This is a genomic window from Pseudomonas sp. PS01299, assembly GCF_029960145.1.
Taxonomy (GTDB): domain Bacteria; phylum Pseudomonadota; class Gammaproteobacteria; order Pseudomonadales; family Pseudomonadaceae; genus Aquipseudomonas; species Aquipseudomonas putida_A.
On the sequence record NZ_JASCPO010000067.1, the window covers coordinates 1 to 17351 of the forward strand.

General features: G+C 61.5%; 14 protein-coding genes. 5 read left to right on the plus strand and 9 right to left on the minus strand.

What is annotated here, in order from left to right:
• Nucleotides 1–82: 82 nt before the first annotated feature.
• A complete protein-coding gene (gene pmbA / locus QMX91_RS14165) occupies nt 83–1435 on the minus strand; it encodes a metalloprotease PmbA (protein WP_282412923.1) in 1353 nt (450 codons plus the stop codon).
• A 102-nt stretch (nt 1436–1537) separates the two neighbouring features.
• Here pmbA and yjgA point away from each other — a divergent pair, with 102 nt between their 5' ends.
• Nucleotides 1538–2062 (plus strand): ribosome biogenesis factor YjgA, encoded by a 525-nt coding sequence (gene yjgA, locus QMX91_RS14170; RefSeq protein WP_003221672.1) that lies wholly within the window; start codon nt 1538–1540, stop codon nt 2060–2062.
• 51 nt (nt 2063–2113) lie between these two features.
• On the opposite strand, the gene tldD is transcribed toward yjgA, so the two are convergent.
• The 8 genes from tldD to mreB all read right to left on the minus strand — a co-directional run bounded on the left by tldD (nt 2114) and on the right by mreB (nt 13310).
• The gene (gene tldD / locus QMX91_RS14175; protein WP_007961588.1) at nt 2114–3556 is read right to left on the minus strand and encodes a metalloprotease TldD; all 1443 of its coding nucleotides are present in this window, start codon (nt 3554–3556) and stop codon (nt 2114–2116) included.
• A 4-nt stretch (nt 3557–3560) separates the two neighbouring features.
• Complete coding sequence (locus tag QMX91_RS14180; protein ID WP_095139487.1) at nt 3561–4421, minus strand: carbon-nitrogen hydrolase family protein; 861 nt, start codon at nt 4419–4421, stop codon at nt 3561–3563.
• Between the two features lie 58 nt (nt 4422–4479).
• Entirely contained in the window at nt 4480–8283 is a 3804-nt protein-coding gene (locus tag QMX91_RS14185; protein ID WP_282412924.1) for a YhdP family protein, read from the minus strand.
• Nucleotides 8284–8358: 75 nt separating this feature from the next.
• Nucleotides 8359–9816, minus strand: a complete 1458-nt coding sequence (rng, locus tag QMX91_RS14190) for a ribonuclease G (RefSeq protein ID WP_123587256.1) — start codon at nt 9814–9816, stop codon at nt 8359–8361.
• Between the two features lie 58 nt (nt 9817–9874).
• On the minus strand, nt 9875–10471 hold the full coding sequence (locus QMX91_RS14195; RefSeq protein ID WP_282412925.1) for a Maf family protein: 597 nt from the start codon (nt 10469–10471) through the stop codon (nt 9875–9877).
• A 44-nt stretch (nt 10472–10515) separates the two neighbouring features.
• Entirely contained in the window at nt 10516–11007 is a 492-nt protein-coding gene (gene mreD, locus QMX91_RS14200; RefSeq protein ID WP_096795347.1) for a rod shape-determining protein MreD, read from the minus strand.
• Complete coding sequence (mreC, locus tag QMX91_RS14205; RefSeq protein WP_282412929.1) at nt 11007–12131, minus strand: rod shape-determining protein MreC; 1125 nt, start codon at nt 12129–12131, stop codon at nt 11007–11009. Before mreC ends, mreD begins: the two co-directional genes overlap by 1 nt.
• A 141-nt stretch (nt 12132–12272) precedes the next feature.
• The gene (gene mreB, locus QMX91_RS14210) at nt 12273–13310 is read right to left on the minus strand and encodes a rod shape-determining protein MreB (RefSeq protein WP_002555108.1); all 1038 of its coding nucleotides are present in this window, start codon (nt 13308–13310) and stop codon (nt 12273–12275) included.
• Between the two features lie 211 nt (nt 13311–13521).
• Here mreB and gatC point away from each other — a divergent pair, with 211 nt between their 5' ends.
• From gatC to QMX91_RS14230, 4 genes are all read left to right on the plus strand, one after another.
• The gene (gene gatC, locus QMX91_RS14215; protein ID WP_003221657.1) at nt 13522–13809 is read left to right on the plus strand and encodes an Asp-tRNA(Asn)/Glu-tRNA(Gln) amidotransferase subunit GatC; all 288 of its coding nucleotides are present in this window, start codon (nt 13522–13524) and stop codon (nt 13807–13809) included.
• Nucleotides 13810–13825: 16 nt separating this feature from the next.
• Nucleotides 13826–15277 carry an Asp-tRNA(Asn)/Glu-tRNA(Gln) amidotransferase subunit GatA gene (gatA, locus tag QMX91_RS14220; RefSeq protein ID WP_282412926.1) on the plus strand — a complete coding sequence of 484 codons (1452 nt, stop codon included), beginning with the start codon at nt 13826–13828 and terminating at the stop codon, nt 15275–15277.
• 10 nt (nt 15278–15287) lie between these two features.
• Nucleotides 15288–16733 (plus strand): Asp-tRNA(Asn)/Glu-tRNA(Gln) amidotransferase subunit GatB, encoded by a 1446-nt coding sequence (gene gatB, locus QMX91_RS14225; protein WP_007961565.1) that lies wholly within the window; start codon nt 15288–15290, stop codon nt 16731–16733.
• A gap of 229 nt (nt 16734–16962) precedes the next feature.
• Nucleotides 16963–17337 (plus strand): septal ring lytic transglycosylase RlpA family protein, encoded by a 375-nt coding sequence (locus QMX91_RS14230; protein ID WP_202370182.1) that lies wholly within the window; start codon nt 16963–16965, stop codon nt 17335–17337.
• Nucleotides 17338–17351 lie beyond the last annotated feature (14 nt).

The following is a 17351-nucleotide window of genomic DNA, read 5'->3' on the forward strand; positions in this document are numbered from 1 at the left end:
CCCACAAGGTTTTGTGTGGAGCCAAGAAAAAAGGCGCGCCACCCGATGAGGTGGCGCGCCTTTCTTGTCTGACCGCTGGGGCTTAGCTGCCCGCGACAGTCATCCGCTCGATCAACACCGAACCCGTGCGAATATTGCTGCGCAGCTCCAGATCATTACCGACCGCGACGATCTGCTTGAACATGTCGCGCATATTGCCGGCGATGGTCACTTCCTGCACCGCGAACTGGATTTCGCCATTCTCGACCCAGAACCCCGCCGCACCACGCGAATAGTCGCCGGTGACCATGTTCAAGCCATGGCCCATCAACTCGGTAACCAACAAGCCACGGCCCATGCGCTTCAACAGCGCCGCCTGATCTTCATCACCGTGAGTGACGAACAGGTTATGCACGCCTCCCGCGTTGGCGGTGCTCGGCATGCCGAGTTTGCGCCCGGAGTACGTGCCGAGGATGTACGACACCAACTCGCCCTTCTCGACGAACGGTTTGGCGTAGGTGGCCAGACCATCACCGTCGTAGGACGCACTGCCCATGGCGCGCATCAGATGCGGACGCTCATCGATGGTCAGCCATTCCGGAAACAATTTCTGCCCCAGCGTGCCTTCGAGGAACGACGATTTGCGATACAGACTGCCGCCAGAAACCGCCGACAGGAAGCTGCCGAACAAGCCGCCCGCCAGTTCAGCGGAAAACAGCACCGGCACTTCGCAGGTCGGCACCGGACGCGCGCCCAGACGGCTCGCGGCGCGTTGCGCGGCACGCTGGCCGATGCTCACCGGATCCGCCAGCAGGCTGCCCTGACGATTGACGTCATACCAGTAATCGCGCTGCATCTGGCCGTCGGCTTCGGCGATCATCACGCAGCTCAGGCTGTGCCGGGTCGACGCGTAACCGCCGATGAAACCGTGGCTGTTGCCATATACACGGCAGCCCTGATGGGTGCTGAGGGTGGTGCCGTCGGCGTTCTTGATTCGCGCATCGGCGTCGAACGCGGCGGCTTCACAGAGCAACGCCTTCTCGATGGCCTGCTCCGGGGTGATGTCCCATTCGTGGAACAGGTCGAAATCCTGCACATCCCTGGCCATCAGCGCGGCATCGGCGAGGTCCGAGGCTTCGTCTTCAGAGGTATGTTTGGCGATCGCCAGTGCAGCGGCAACGGTTTCACGAATCGCGTCCGGCCCGGTGGCGGAGGTGCTTGCCGAGCCTTTTCGCTGGCCAACATACAAGGTGATGCCAAAGCCTTGGTCGCGATTGAATTCGACCGTCTCGACCTCACGCTGACGCACCGACGTCGACAAACCCTGCTCCAGCGACACCGCGACTTCGCAGGCACTGGCGCCCTGACGCTTGGCTTCGGCGATGATCTGCTCGACCTGTTCCTGCAGTGCCGGCAATGCTTGCGGGCCGACGCTTTGAACTGCACTCATGCTCATCTCCACTCAAATTCTGCTTTCGGCTGGGGTCATCGAGCGACCGGGCCGGACAAGCGGCCCCCGACTGGTTATCATGGCGGCGTTTCTTTGCGGACTGCCACCATGGTTGATTCTTACGACGACTCCCTCGATACGGGAGAAAAAAGCAAATCTCAGGTCAAACGCGAGCTGCATGCTCTGGTTGACCTTGGCGAGCGCCTTACAACACTCAAGCCCGACTTGCAGGCAAAACTGCCATTGACCGACGCCTTGCGCCGGGCCCTGGCTGATGCGCCGAAGCACACCGCGAACATCGCGCGTAAACGGCACCTGCAGTTCATCGGCAAACTGATGCGCGATCAGGACACTGACGCGATTCTGGTCCTGCTCGATCAACTCGATGCCTCCACCCGTCAGTACAACGAGCGTTTCCACAACCTCGAACGCTGGCGTGACCGCCTGATCGCCGGTGACGATGCCGTGCTGGAGAAATTCGTCGTCGAATACCCCGACGCCGATCGCCAGCAACTGCGTTCCCTGATCCGTCAGGCTCAGCACGAGGTTGCGCAAAACAAACCTCCTGCTTCCAGCCGCAAGATCTTCAAGTACATCCGTGAGCTGGACGATACGCAACGCGGCCTGCGTTGATACTCGCCATCGGGTGGCCGCCCTGCGCGCCACCCGCAGCTCCACCTCTTTTTATGCGCCCGTGCCACCCACGGTAATCGCATCGATCTTCAGCGTCGGCTGACCGACACCCACCGGCACCGACTGCCCGTCCTTGCCGCACGTGCCCACACCGCTGTCCAGCGCCAGATCGTTACCGACCATCGACACCCGGCTCATCGCCTCGGGGCCGTTGCCGATCAACGTCGCGCCCTTGACCGGCGCGGTGATCTTGCCGTCCTCGATCAGGTACGCCTCACTGGTGGAGAACACGAACTTGCCGCTGGTGATGTCGACCTGACCGCCGCCAAGGTTGGCGCAGTAGATGCCCTTCTTCACCGACGCGATGATTTCCGCCGGATCGCTCTCGCCTCCGAGCATGTAGGTGTTGGTCATGCGCGGCATCGGCAGATGCGCGTAGGACTCGCGACGACCGTTGCCGGTACGGGCCACGCCCATCAGACGCGCATTGAGCTTGTCCTGCATGTAACCTTTGAGCACGCCGTTCTCGATCAGCGTGGTGCACTCGGTCGGAGTGCCTTCGTCGTCGACGCTCAGCGAGCCGCGACGACCGCTCAACGTGCCGTCATCGACAATGGTGCAGAGCTTGGAGGCAACCATTTCGCCCATCCGCCCGCTGTAGGCCGAACTGCCCTTGCGGTTGAAGTCGCCTTCCAGACCGTGACCGACCGCTTCGTGCAGCAGCACGCCGGACCAGCCCGAACCGAGGACGACAGGCAAGGTGCCGGCCGGTGCCGGAATCGCTTCCAGATTCACCAGCGCCTGACGCAGTGCTTCACGGGCATAGCCCATGGCACGGTCTTCGGCGAGGAAATAACGGTAGTCGGTACGCCCGCCGCCGCCATGTCCGCCGCGCTCGCGACGGCCATTCTGCTCGACGATCACGCTGACGTTGAAACGTACCAGCGGACGCACATCAGCGGCCAGGCCACCGTCGGTGGACGCCACCAGAATCCGTTCCCAGACCCCGGCCATGCTCACGCTGACCTGCTGAATCCGTGGATCGAGGGCGCGGGTGGCGACGTCGATGCGCTTGAGCAGCTCGACTTTCTCGGCGCGGCTCAGCACTTCCAGCGGATTGTCCGGCGCATACAACTGCGCGACATCCTGAGTGCTGAACGCCTGCACCGTGCCGTTCTGCCCGGCGCGGGAGATCGAGCGGGCGGCACGGGCGGCAGCGCCCAGGGCTTCGAGGGTGATCGCGTTGCTGTAGGCAAAACCGGTTTTCTCGCCGGACTGCGCACGCACGCCAACACCTTGGTCGAGGTTGAAGCTGCCTTCCTTGACGATACCGTCCTCCAGCGACCACGACTCAGAGATCTGGCCCTGGAAATACAGGTCGGCAGCATCGATGCCCGGGCCTGCCAGATCGCCGAGCACGCCTTGCAGGCTCTCGATGGTCACGCCGCCGGGCGCCAACAGGTGATCACTGACTGAGGACAACAACTCGCTCATAGGTTTACGCCTTAAATTCATGTTCTGAAGCAGGCCGCTGGGCGCCCTGCGAGAAAAACCGCCGATGATTCGTCACCGGCATTCGCGCCCTGATAGACGCTTGTTCATCACTGTCGCGAGCGGCCAGCAACACCGCTTCGCCTTGATCCTGATGCGCCAGCACCCGGCCCCACGGATCGATAATCGCCGCATGACCGAAGGTCTCACGCGGTCCCGGGTGGGTCCCGCCCTGTGCTGCCGCCAATACGTAACACTGAGTCTCGATGGCCCGGGCGCGAATCAGCACGTCCCAATGCGCCGCACCGGTCACTGCGGTGAAGGCCGATGGGGCGGTAATCAACTCGGCCCCGGCAGCGCGCAATTCGCTGTACAGCTCCGGAAAGCGCAGGTCGTAGCATACGGTCAGGCCAACTCGGCCAACCGGCGTGTCCGCGACCACCACGCCACTGCCATAAGCATAGTCATCGGATTCACGGTACCGCCCGCGATTGTCCGCCACATCGACATCGAACAGGTGCAGCTTGTCATACCGCGCCACGGTTTCACCCTGATCGTTGACCAGCAGCGAGCAGGCGTGGGACTTGGCGTCCGGTTGCCCGAGCGGTGGCAACGGCAAGGTGCCGGCCACTATCCATAACTTGAGGTCGCGGGCGGTCTGTTTCAACCATGGCAGGATCGGCCCTTCGCCGAGCGCTTCGGCGCGGCCGATATCGGCGATGTCGCGACGGCCCATGGCCGCGAAGTTTTCCGGCAGCACTGCCAGCTTCGCGCCGCTGGCCGCAGCCTGTTCGAGCAGGCGTCGAGCCTGCGCCAGATTGGCCAGCACATCGCTCTGGCTGACCATTTGAATCACCGCTAAAGACATGGCGCACTCCGTAACAGGTATGCGGCCATGCTACTCCATAGGCCTGGGATGTGGCTGTTCAAAAAGGCTTGTCGAAGGTGATTTTCGGCTCTTTCCACGGGCCTTTGACGGTGTACTTGACGCTGGCGAAGCGTGCCACGCGGTCGCCGATCAGCTTGTCGATCAGGAACAACGCCCCGCCGACCGCCGGCGCGCCGACGATCAACGCGGCAATCGGCAGGTTGTTGGTCACCGGCAAGGTCACCAGCAATTTCGCGTCGACCTGATCGCCGACCAGATCCAGCGTACCGTCCAGCTCAAGATTGCTCGAAGGACCGGTCAGACGAATCGGCTCGCGGGTGACATACACGCCGTTATTAGCCACCAACAGGCCCTTGACCCGATCGTAGCTCAAGCCTTTGCCAAACAAGTCGGAGAAGTCCAGACGCAGGCGACGGCCGATGGAGTTGAAGTTGAGCAGGCCAAACACCCGCAACGCCTGCGCGCCGCCCTCCACTTCAACGAACTGACCTTTATTGAGCGAGGCATCCAGCGTGCCGGAGAAGCGCTTGGTTGCCAGCCATGCCGGCGAGCCCGGCCAGCGGCCATCGACATCCATGTGGAACTCTTCACTGGTCACGCTCGGCGCAAAGCCCCAGCCCTTGAGCACATCGGCAAGGTTTTTGCCGCTGATCCGGCCCTTGAACCAGCTGTTGGTCGAACCCGGCGCCCCTTCCCAGCCGCCATTGCCCTGCAACAGAATGCCCTTGAGGCCCATATCGAGATTGTTCAGGGCAATGCCTTTGGCCGTCGGTCGAACCTTGAGCGACCAGCCGCCCACCAGATCCTGGCCCAGAAACAACTGATTGATGGTGATATCCAGCGCGGGAATCTTGGTCGGGTCGACCGAAACCAGCGGATCAGGCGAATTCTCGTCAGCCTGCACCGTCGGATCCGGCGCCGGCAGACGTACGTATTGCAGATTGACCGCGATCGGCGCGCCCTTGGCATCGGGCAGGCTGGCCGAACCCTTGGCCTGCTGGCTTTCGAGCGCCAGATTCCACGCCCATGGCTTGCGATTGACCTGTACAGCAGCCTGATCCAGCGTGGTGCCGAAGGCGGTGAGCTTGCCCACCTTGAAGTCGGCACTGTTGAGCAATTGCTTGGCACTGCCGCCCGGATCGTTGCCGGCGTATTTGCTGACCAGATCCTGCCACGGCGCGACGTCCAGCTCCGACAGCACACCGCGAATGCGCAAGCCCTTGGCCTCCGGCAGTACGGCGTCGCCCGTACCGAGGAACAGCTCACCGCGACCATCGGCGATATTGCTCGGCGGCGCGGCGAAGGTGAAGCTCGCCAGCTGATCGTAGTTGACCCAGTAACGCCGCTCCGCACCTTGCAACGTCATGCGGAACACCGTGTCACGACCCTGCTCGGCCGACATGCCAAACGGTGCCGGCAGATCCACTGCCACGCCTTTCATGCTGGAGCTGACAGTGAGCTGACTGTCAGTGCCGTCAAGGTTGACCTGCAACTGATACGGAAGGGTCCCGGACACCGGCAACGGCTGAGTCACGCCCAGCCAGTCAGTGAGCTTCTTGACCTCGACCTGCCCGGAAGCCGCGACCCGAGTCTTGAGCTTGTTCGGGCTGCCATCAGCGAAAATCTGCGCGGTCACCGGCTTGTCGAAGGCCCTGGCGGCGATGTTCTGCCCGCTCAGCCCCTTGGCGCTGTCAAAACGGAAATCGCCCTTGAGCTGGCTCAGTTCCAGCTTCGGCTCGGCCAGTTTCAGGCGCGCATTGGCGGTTTTGAAATCGACGAGGATCTTCGGCAGATCGCCCTTTTCCAGCGGAATGTCGAGTTTGACCTTGCCCTGCAAATCGCCCTCGCCTTCCCAGCCGGCAAAGGTTTCGCCGGTACCGATCGGCGCGGTCTGGAGAATTTTCAGGCCATCGCCCAGCCCGCCGGCAAATCCGCCGTCGAGCAACAGATGGGTAGGTTGCCCGGCCGGCACATGGGGAATGTTGACGAAAACGTCGCTGACCTGGGTGTCGAGCAACTGGCCCTTGTCGGCCACGATGCGCACGCCGCTGTCCTCGATGAACACATCGCCGCTGACCTTGCTCACGTGCGGCCAGCCCGGCTGGAACGCCAGCTCGGCGTCATGCACCTTGAAGAACAGGCTGATGCTGCGATCCACGTCCTTGGCGTTTTTGCTCAGCGAACCCTGGTACTGGAAGAAGCCCTGATCCACGGCGCCCTTGAGGATCGCTGTACGCAGCCACTCGTCGAGGGCCGGGCTCAAGACTTCGGGCAGGTATTTGGCGGTGTAGCGACCATCGCCATCGACCAGCCCGACGCGCAGGTCCATGTAGTCTTCCTGGCTATGGTCGAAGTGCAGGCGGATCAGGAAGTCGCCGGCAATCTTGCCCTCTTCGCCCAGCACTTTCAGGTACGGCGCGATCAGGGTGAAACCTTCTTTATCGAGCTTCCAGGTCAGTCGGGCATTGGCCTGGATGTATTGCCATGGCTTGGCGAAGATCGGGTCGAGGTGCAGGACGAAATCCTTGCTGTCCAGGCGCAACTCGCCACCGTCGAGGTTGCCGCTGAGGCTGCCACTGACGTTTCGCGCCGCCGGGGCACCGTGATAGGCATCGAAACCGACATTATCGAGGTTGGCCGCAAAGCCGAATTTCGAGCCGTCGGTGGCATTGGGACGAAAATCCAGCAGCACGTTGCGCAGTCCACCCGTCACCTTCAGGTGGTCGACGACCGTAGCGACGTTTTCGGGCAACGGCCCCAGCGCATTGAGCAACGGCGTGATCGGTGTCAGGTCGAGGCGGTCGGCCTGCAAGTGCCACAACTCATCGGTTTTATCGGTGGCCACCGTCTGCTTGAGCTGCACATGGGATTCCCAGCGGGTCTCGCCGAAGTTCATCGCCAGCGAATCGAGAGTGACAATCGCGCCCTCGTCATCGCGCTGGTAATAGCCGTTGAGCGCCAGATTGCTGATCTTGATCGGCTTGCGCTCGGCATAAGCGCCGGTCACCTGTGGTGCGTTCAAACGGATGGCGGCGCTTTGCAGAGCGCCGTCGTTCCAGTTCACCCACAGCTCGCCGCCAGCCTTGATCTCGGAAAAATTCCACTGTTGGGTCAAACGCTCCGGCAGCCACTTCGACCAATCGCTTTGCGGCAGGCTGACATAACCCTCCAGCGAACTGTCCGGCAATTGAGAGGGGCGAATCCGTGTACGCAGGCTCATCGCCACCGGTTGCCCGTCGGGCAAGGTCAGACGAGCATCAAGACGCTGACGGCTGCTGCCGGTTTTCAGATTGAGGCCGACATACGTAAAGGTCATCGGCGCCTGATCCAGCGGCTGCACGGTCACCTGACTGTCGAGCACCGACAGTTGCTGAACCATCTGCGAGCGCTTGAACAATTGTTCGGGATCCAGCGGCTGATCGTTCTGCACCGGCAGGCCTTCCAGCGCCCAGGTGCCGTCCTGTGCTTCTTTGACACTGATCTTCAGGCCGTTCAATTCCAGATGGGCGATACGCACTTCGCGCGACAGTAGACTGGCCCAGAGGTCAGGCACCACGCGCACCCGATCCAGACGCAAGGCATTGGCGCCGTCACCGACCATCACATCGTGGGCCAGCAGAATCGGCGCGAAGCCGCTCCAGTTGCCTTCCAGCTCGCCGATCTGCAACGGCATGCCAAGCGCAGCCGTGGCCTTGTCTTCGATATCGGTTCGGTATTCCGCCACCAGTGGCGTCAGTTCCCGACCGAGGCTGACGTACAACGCCATCAACACCAGAACCAACGCGCACAGGCCCAGCCCCCAGCGGGTCAGTGCGGCCAAAATGCGTGTCAGACGCTCCATGTCAGTTGGCTCCCATGGCAAAAAAACTACTGAAAGCTGAGGCCAGCCGTTGTGGATTAAATGTGCTGCAGGGGTTCAGAGCAGCACCACGTCATATTGTTCCTGGGAATACATGGTTTCGACCTGAAAGCGTATGGTGCGGCCGATAAACCCTTCAAGCTCGGCGACGTTACCGGATTCTTCATCGAGCAAACGGTCCACCACTTTCTGGTTCGCCAGCACCCGGTAACCTTCGGCCTGATAGGCGCGGGCTTCGCGCAGAATCTCGCGGAAAATCTCGTAACAGATGGTTTCCGGGGTCTTCAACTTGCCCCGCCCCTGGCAACTGCTGCACGGCTCGCACAGCACTTGCTCAAGGCTTTCACGGGTGCGCTTGCGGGTCATCTGCACCAGGCCCAACTCGGTGATACCGATGATGTTGGTCTTGGCGTGATCACGTTCGAGCTGTTTTTCCAGGGTACGCAGCACCTGGCGCTGATGCTCTTCATCTTCCATGTCGATGAAGTCGATGATGATGATCCCACCCAGATTGCGCAGGCGCATCTGCCGGGCAATCGCGGTGGCGGCTTCGAGGTTGGTCTTGAAGATGGTTTCTTCGAGATTGCGATGGCCTACAAACGCGCCGGTATTGACGTCGATGGTGGTCATGGCTTCCGCCGGATCGACCACCAGATAGCCGCCGGACTTGAGCGGCACTTTGCGCTCGAGGGCTTTCTGGATTTCGTCTTCGACGCCATACAGGTCGAAAATTGGCCTCTCGCCCGGATAGTGTTCGAGACGATCGGCGATTTCCGGCATCAGTTCGGCCACAAACTGCGTGGTTTTCTGGAAGGTTTCCCTGGAGTCGATGCGGATTTTCTCGATCTTCGGGCTGACCAGATCGCGCAACGTGCGCAGGGCCAGACCGAGGTCTTCGTAGATCACACTCGGCGCGCCGATGGTCTGGATTTGCGCACTGATCTGATCCCACAGGCGGCGCAGGTAGCGGATGTCCATGAGAATCTCATCGGCCCCGGCACCTTCGGCGGCGGTACGCAGGATGAAGCCACCGGCCTCCTTGATTCCTTCTTTGGCCACACAATCGCTGACCACCTGTTTGAGGCGCTCGCGCTCGGCTTCGTCTTCGATTTTCAGGGAAATGCCGACGTGGGCGGTGCGCGGCATGTACACCAGATAGCGCGACGGAATCGACAGCTGCGTGGTCAGGCGCGCGCCCTTGGAACCGATCGGATCCTTGGTCACCTGTACCACCAGGCTCTGCCCTTCGTGCACCAGCGCGCTGATGCTTTCCACCGCCGGGCCTTCGCGCAGGGAGATTTCCGAGGCATGGATGAACGCGGCACGATCCAGACCGATGTCGACGAATGCCGCCTGCATGCCCGGCAGCACCCGGACAATCTTGCCCTTATAGATGTTGCCGACGATCCCGCGTTTTTGCGTGCGCTCGACATGGACTTCTTGCAGCACACCGTTTTCGACCACCGCCACGCGCGATTCCATCGGCGTGATGTTGATCAGAATCTCTTCACTCATGGCAGGGTCTCGTTCAGGCATGTTCACGATAATGGCCGCATCTTGATTCGTACGACGCTCATTGCGCCTTCAGGTTTTGCCAACAGGGTATGCCGAAATGGCCCAACAGTTCTGCGGTTTCGCAAACCGGCAGCCCGACCACCGCCGAATAGCTGCCATTGAGCCCGGCGACAAACACCGCGCCGAGGCCCTGAATGCCATAACCGCCAGCCTTGTCCCGGGGTTCGCCACTGGCCCAGTAGGCCGCCGCTTCTTCGCGGCTGATCGGGCGGAACCGCACCAGACTGCGCACCACGCGCGACTCACAGCGCTCGCCTTCGAGCACGGCGATGGCGGTCAGCACTTCATGCTCCTTGCCGGACAACATCATCAGCATGGCGCATGCGTCGGCTTCGTCCACCGGTTTGCCAAGAATTTTGCCGTCGAGCACCACCGCGGTATCTGCGCCCAGAACGCAAAATGCCGCGTCGGACACCAGCGTGCGTCGACCGGCCTCGGCCTTGCCACGCGCAAGGCGTTCGACATAGGCCGCTGGCGATTCTTCGGGGAGCGGGGTTTCATCGATGTCCGCACTGATGGCGGAGAACGGCACGCCGATCTGCGTGAGCAACTCACGCCGACGCGGCGAACCAGAGGCGAGGTAAAGCGGCTTCATCAAGACATCTCCCTTGTCGAGGTGCGGGCACATGCCTGACCGAATCAGTTGATTTTGTAGCGCCGGCGCAATCCACGCAAAGCGAAGCTGACCCAAGGCCAGAGCAAGGCACTGACCAGTGCCGGCAGTACCAGCGCCAGGGTTGGCTGACGGTTGCCGGTCAAGGCGCTGAGCCACAATTGAACCAGTTGAGCGAGGCCGAAGATCACCAGGATCACCAGGCATTGCTGCCACATCGGGAACATCCGCAGACGCTGCTGCAACGACAGCACGAGGAAGGTGATCAGCGTCAGGATCAAGGCATTCTGGCCAAGCAGATCGCCCTGCAGCACGTCTTCGGCCAGCCCCAGGCAGAACGCGGTGACCATGCCGACCGTATGCGGCATGTACAACGCCCAGAAAGTCAGCAGCAAGGCCAGCCAGAGGGGACGCAGGATTTCCATGAACATCGGCAGCGGTGAAACGCTGAGCAGGATGCCGAAGACAAAAGTCAGCCAGACAATCCAGCCGTTACGCGAAGCAGTAGCGCCGACCATTATTCTTGTCTCCCTGTGTTGGCTGGCGTGGCGGCAGGTGGTTTCGCCGCCGGTCGCGCAGCCGGCTGGGATGCTGGCGGTTTAGCCGCCGCCGCAGGCTTGGTCGCAGCAGGTTTGCTCGCTGCAGGTTTGGCCGGCGTGGTGCTGGCCGCAGCGGCCGGTGCTGCCGGGGCGGCTGGCGCTGCAGCGGCAGCCGGGGTGTTGACAACTTTCGGCACCGTGACCGGAAGCATCGGGCCACCGCCCTGCGCATCGAGATTTTCCTGGGCCTGCGCCGCATCGTTGGCGCGCTCTTCGGCGGTGCGGTTGTCACTGAACACCAGCAGCAGATAACGGCTGCGGTTCAACGCAGCGGTCGGCACCGCGCGGACAATCGCGAACGGCTGACCGGAATCGTGAATGACTTCCTTGACCGTCGCCACCGGATAACCGGCCGGGAAGCGCTGACCCAGGCCGGAGCTGACCAGCAGATCGCCTTCCTTGATGTCAGCGGTATCGGCAACATGCCGCAGTTCCAGGCGTTCCGGGTTACCGGTGCCGCTGGCAATCGCCCGCAGACCGTTACGGTTCACCTGCACAGGAATGCTGTGAGTGGTGTCGGTCAGCAGCAGCACACGGGAAGTGTACGGCATCAACTCGACCACCTGGCCCATCAGACCGCGTGCATCGAGCACCGGCTGACCGAGCACCACGCCATCGCGCTCACCTTTATTGATGATGATGCGATGGGTGAAGGGATTGGGGTCCATGCCGATCAACTCGGCCACTTCGACCTTTTCGTTGACCAGTGCGGAGGAATTGAGCAACTCGCGCAGCCGCACGTTCTGCTCGGTAAGGGCGGCAAGCTTCTGCATGCGCCCCTGCAACAACAGGTTCTCGGTCTTGAGTTTTTCGTTTTCGGCGACCAGCTCGGTGCGGCTGCCGAACTGACTGGCGATCCCTTCCCACAGCCGTCCGGGCAGGTCGGTGATCCAGTAGGCGTCCATCAACACCAGCGACGCTTGTTTGCGCGCGGGTTTGAGCAGGTCGAAGCGGGCATCGACCACCATCAGCGCGACCGACAGCACGGCCAGCACCAACAGGCGCACACCCAACGAAGGGCCTTTGGCGAAAAGCGGTTTAATAAGCCGCTCCTCCCAGGCAAATGTTCTGTTTATTCATACGGCATCAAACCGGCCTGGATGAAGACTGACAGAAGATAAACGCCAACAGGCAGCACTGCAAAGTGCTGCCTGTGCGCTCACCCACGTATTGCAAACCGGCGCTTATTCGCTGGAGAGCAGGTCCATGGTGTGCTTGTCCATCATTTCCAATGCACGGCCACCGCCGCGAGCAACACAGGTCAGCGGATCTTCGGCAACAATCACCGGCAGACCGGTTTCCTGGGCCAGCAACTTGTCGAGGTCACGCAGCAGCGCGCCACCACCGGTCAGCACCAGGCCACGCTCGGCGATGTCGGAAGCCAGTTCCGGCGGCGATTGCTCCAGCGCGCTTTTCACCGCCTGAACGATAGTGGCCAGGGACTCTTGCAGAGCTTCCAGCACTTCGTTGGAGTTCAGGGTGAATGCACGTGGAACGCCTTCGGCCAGGTTGCGACCGCGAACGTCGACTTCGCGAACTTCGCCGCCCGGGTAGGCCGTACCGATTTCCTGCTTGATGCGCTCGGCAGTCGATTCACCGATCAGGCTGCCGTAGTTGCGGCGCACGTAGGTGATGATCGCTTCGTCGAAGCGGTCGCCGCCCACGCGGACGGATTCGGCATAGACCACACCGTTCAGGGAGATCAGCGCGATTTCAGTGGTACCACCACCGATATCGACGACCATCGAACCGCGTGCTTCTTCAACCGGCAGGCCGGCACCGATCGCAGCAGCCATCGGCTCTTCGATCAGGAACACTTCACGGGCACCGGCACCGAGGGCCGATTCACGGATGGCACGACGCTCAACCTGGGTGGATTTGCATGGAACGCAGATCAGCACACGAGGGCTGGGCTGCAGAAAGCTGTTTTCGTGAACCTTGTTGATAAAGTATTGCAGCATCTTTTCGCAGACGCTGAAGTCGGCGATCACGCCGTCCTTCATCGGACGAATGGCAGCAATGTTGCCCGGCGTACGGCCGAGCATGCGCTTGGCTTCGGTGCCGACAGCAACGACACTTTTCTGGTTACCGTGTGTCCGAATGGCCACAACCGATGGCTCATTCAGGACGATACCGCGCTCGCGCACGTAAATAAGGGTGTTGGCAGTGCCCAGGTCAATGGAAAGATCGCTGGAAAACATGCCACGCAGTTTCTTGAACATGGGAAAGGGACCCTAGGCAACGCGTGGGTAAAAAAGTGCGGCAAACTCTAACAACGACAGGGATTTTGGGCAAGGCGCCAATATGTTAAATTGGCCGCTTTTCTGTGCACCAAGCCCCACAATCGCGGCCTTATGACCGTAGAAGTGCGGTAGTGTTCCGACAATCTAACACACGGACGCCGTCCGTTCTGTTTTCCACTGGAGAATCCCGATGGCGCTAGAACGCTCCGACGTGGAAAAAATCGCACATCTGGCCTGCCTTGGCCTGAATGATGCCGATCTTCCGCACATTACTTCCGCCCTCAACAGCATTCTCGGGCTGGTCGACGAAATGCAGGCCGTCGATACCGACGGTATCGAGCCTTTGGCCCACCCGCTGGAAGCCAGTCAGCGCCTGCGCGCCGACGTCGTGACCGAGACCAATCACCGCGAGGCCTATCAGTCCATCGCACCAGCGGTCGAAAACGGCCTGTATCTGGTTCCGAAAGTCATCGACTAAAGGGAAAGAGCCTGCAATGCATCAAATGACTCTGGCCGAGATCGCCCGCGGTCTCGCCGATAAAAAGTTTTCCTCCGAAGAGCTGACCAAAGTCCTGCTGGCGCGTATTACCCAGCTCGATCCGCAGCTCAACAGTTTCATCAGCCTCACCGAAGAGCTGGCACTCGAGCAGGCGAAAGCCGCCGACGCGCGCCGGGCCAACGGTGAGAGCGGCGCCCTGCTCGGTGCGCCGATCGCCCACAAGGACTTGTTCTGCACCCAGGGCATCCGCACGAGCTGCGGTTCGAAGATGCTCGACAACTTCAAGGCCCCGTACGACGCCACCGTGGTCGCGAAACTGGCCGCTGCCGGCGCCGTGACCCTGGGCAAGACCAACATGGACGAATTCGCCATGGGTTCGGCCAACGAGTCGAGCTGGTACGGTGCGGTGAAAAACCCGTGGAACCTGGAACACGTGCCGGGTGGTTCGTCCGGTGGTTCGGCGGCGGCGGTTGCCGCTCGTCTGTTGCCGGCGGCCACGGCCACCGATACCGGTGGTTCGATCCGTCAGCCCGCTGCATTCACCAACCTCACAGGCCTGAAACCGACGTACGGTCGTGTTTCGCGCTGGGGCATGATCGCTTACGCCTCCAGCCTCGACCAAGGTGGCCCGTTGGCGCGTACGGCCGAAGACTGCGCGATTTTGTTGCAAGGTATGGCCGGGTTCGACCAGAACGACTCCACCAGCATCGATGAGCCGGTTCCGGATTACTCCGCCAGCCTCAACACTTCGCTGCAGGGCCTGCGCATCGGCGTGCCGAAGGAATACTTCAGCGCCGGTCTCGACCCGCGCATCGCCGAGCTGATCCAGAACAGCATCAAAGAGCTGCAGAAGCTCGGTGCCGTGATCAAGGAAGTCAGCCTGCCGAACATGCAGCACGCGATTCCTGCGTACTACGTGATCGCGCCAGCCGAGGCCTCCTCGAACCTGTCGCGTTTCGACGGCGTGCGCTTCGGCCATCGCTGCGAGAACCCGGAGAACCTGATCGACCTGTACAAACGCTCCCGTGGCGAAGGCTTCGGGCCGGAAGTGCAGCGCCGGATCATGGTCGGCGCCTACGCGCTGTCCGCCGGTTACTACGACGCCTACTACCTGAAAGCGCAGAAGATCCGTCGTCTGGTGAAAAACGACTTCATGGCGGCCTTTAATGAAGTCGACATCATCCTCGGCCCAACCACGCCGAACCCGGCCTGGAAGCTCGGCGCGAAGAACAGCGATCCGGTCGCTGCCTATCTGGAAGACGTCTACACCATCACCGCCAACCTCGCGGGCCTGCCGGGCCTGTCGATGCCGGCCGGTTTTGTCGACGGTCTGCCGGTGGGCGTGCAGTTGCTTGCGCCGTATTTCCAGGAAGGTCGCCTGTTGAACGTTGCCCATCAGTATCAGTTGAACACTGACTGGCACACCCGCACCCCAACCGGCTTCTGAGGAGACACACATGCAATGGGAAGTCGTGATCGGGCTGGAGATTCACACTCAGCTCACTACCCGGTCGAAAATCTTTTCCGGTAGTTCCACCCAGTTCGGCTCCGAGCCGAACACCCAGGCCAGCCTGATCGACCTGGGCATGCCCGGCGTATTGCCGGTGCTGAACCAGGAAGCGGTGCGCATGGCGGTGATGTTCGGTCTGGCGATTGACGCCGAGATCGGTCAGCACAACGTGTTCGCCCGCAAAAACTACTTCTACCCGGACCTGCCGAAGGGCTACCAGATCAGTCAGATGGAATTGCCGATCGTCGGCAAGGGCCACCTGGACATCGCGCTGGAAGACGGCACCGTCAAACGTGTCGGCATCACCCGCGCGCACCTGGAAGAAGACGCCGGCAAGAGTCTGCACGAAGAATTCAACGGTGCCACCGGCATCGACCTGAACCGTGCCGGCACGCCGCTGCTGGAAATCGTTTCCGAGCCGGACATGCGCAGCGCCAAGGAAGCCGTGGCTTACGTCAAGGCGATCCACGCGTTGGTACGTTATCTGGGCATCTGCGACGGCAACATGGCCGAAGGTTCGCTGCGTTGCGACTGCAACGTCTCGGTCCGCCCGAAAGGCCAGGTCGAGTTCGGCACCCGCTGCGAGATCAAGAACGTCAACTCGTTCCGCTTCATCGAGAAGGCCATCAACTCCGAGATCCAGCGGCAGATCGAGCTGATCGAAGACGGCGGCAAAGTGATCCAGCAGACCCGTCTGTACGATCCGAACAAGGACGAGACCCGTCCGATGCGCTCCAAAGAGGAAGCCAACGACTATCGTTACTTCCCCGACCCGGACCTGCTGCCAGTGGTCATCGAAGAGTCGTTCCTCGGCGAGGTGCGCGCCACCCTGCCGGAACTGCCACCGCAAAAACGCGAGCGCTTCCAGAGCCAGTTCGGTCTGTCGGCCTACGACGCCAACGTGCTGGCCACCAGCCGTGAGCAAGCGGACTACTTCGAGAAGGTCGCAGCCATCGGCGGTGACGCCAAACTGGCAGCGAACTGGGTGATGGTCGAGTTGGGCAGCCTGCTCAACAAGCAAGGCCTGGACATCGACGAGTCGCCAGTGTCCGCCGAGCTGCTGGGCGGCATGCTGCAGCGCATCAAGGACAACACCATCTCCGGCAAGATCGCCAAAGTGGTGTTCGAAGCGATGGCCAACGGCGAAGGCACGGCGGACGAGATCATCGACAAGCGCGGTCTGAAGCAAGTGACCGACAGCGGCGCGATCTCCGCGGTGCTGGACGAAATGCTCGCGGCCAACGCCGAGCAGGTCGAACAATACCGTGCGGCAGACGAAGCCAAACGCGGCAAGATGTTCGGCTTCTTTGTCGGTCAGGCCATGAAGGCTTCGAAAGGCAAAGCCAACCCGCAGCAAGTGAACGAACTGCTGAAAAGCAAGCTCGAAGGCTGATGCAAATGGGGCCAGACCTGAAGCCTGGCTCCATCCCCTGTGGGAACAATCCATGGCTGAAGGGGTTTTGTGGTGAGGGGATTTATCCCCGATGGGCTGCGAAGCGGCCCCAATTCTTCTGTATCTGGAATTTGGGGGCGCTGCGCGCCCCATCGGGGATAAATCCCCTCGCCACAGAAGCTGATCTCCACATTGGGTTGTTTCCACATTTGTTTTGTGGAGCCTTTGAATGAAACGTCTGCTCGGCGCCTGCGCCCTGCTCTCCTTGCTCGCCGGTTGCGCCAGCAACGACATCATCGACCCGCACGGGTACGACCAGACCGGCGTCGCCTCCTATTACGGTGCCAGGCACCACGGTAAACGCACCGCCAGTGGCGAGCCGTTCAACCAGCATTCCCTGACCGCCGCCCACCGCCAATTGCCATTCGGCACCCGGGTGAAGGTCACCAACCTGAAAAACGACAAATCCTGCGTTGTGCGCATCAACGATCGTGGCCCGCACACCCGTGGCCGCTTGATCGATGTCTCGCGTGAAGCCGCCGAACGCCTCGGCATGCTCGGTAGCGGCACCGCACGGGTGCGCATACAGGCCCTCGACGACTGATGGAGCGCTGACCA

Excerpts from the sequence above, each read along its gene's own strand:
- QMX91_RS14230 (WP_202370182.1), top strand. The coding sequence starts at position 16,963 with ATGAAACGTCTGCTCGGCGCCTGCGCCCTGCTCTCCTTGCTCGCCGGT.
- gatA (WP_282412926.1), top strand. The coding sequence starts at position 13,826 with ATGCATCAAATGACTCTGGCCGAGATCGCCCGCGGTCTCGCCGATAAA.
- QMX91_RS14180 (WP_095139487.1), bottom strand. The coding sequence starts at position 4,421 with ATGTCTTTAGCGGTGATTCAAATGGTCAGCCAGAGCGATGTGCTGGCC.
- rng (WP_123587256.1), bottom strand. The coding sequence starts at position 9,816 with ATGAGTGAAGAGATTCTGATCAACATCACGCCGATGGAATCGCGCGTG.
- gatC (WP_003221657.1), top strand. The coding sequence starts at position 13,522 with ATGGCGCTAGAACGCTCCGACGTGGAAAAAATCGCACATCTGGCCTGC.
- mreD (WP_096795347.1), bottom strand. The coding sequence starts at position 11,007 with ATGGTCGGCGCTACTGCTTCGCGTAACGGCTGGATTGTCTGGCTGACT.
- gatB (WP_007961565.1), top strand. The coding sequence starts at position 15,288 with ATGCAATGGGAAGTCGTGATCGGGCTGGAGATTCACACTCAGCTCACT.
- QMX91_RS14195 (WP_282412925.1), bottom strand. The coding sequence starts at position 10,471 with ATGAAGCCGCTTTACCTCGCCTCTGGTTCGCCGCGTCGGCGTGAGTTG.
- tldD (WP_007961588.1), bottom strand. The coding sequence starts at position 3,556 with ATGAGCGAGTTGTTGTCCTCAGTCAGTGATCACCTGTTGGCGCCCGGC.
- QMX91_RS14185 (WP_282412924.1), bottom strand. The coding sequence starts at position 8,283 with ATGGAGCGTCTGACACGCATTTTGGCCGCACTGACCCGCTGGGGGCTG.
- pmbA (WP_282412923.1), bottom strand. The coding sequence starts at position 1,435 with ATGAGCATGAGTGCAGTTCAAAGCGTCGGCCCGCAAGCATTGCCGGCA.
- yjgA (WP_003221672.1), top strand. The coding sequence starts at position 1,538 with ATGGTTGATTCTTACGACGACTCCCTCGATACGGGAGAAAAAAGCAAA.
- mreB (WP_002555108.1), bottom strand. The coding sequence starts at position 13,310 with ATGTTCAAGAAACTGCGTGGCATGTTTTCCAGCGATCTTTCCATTGAC.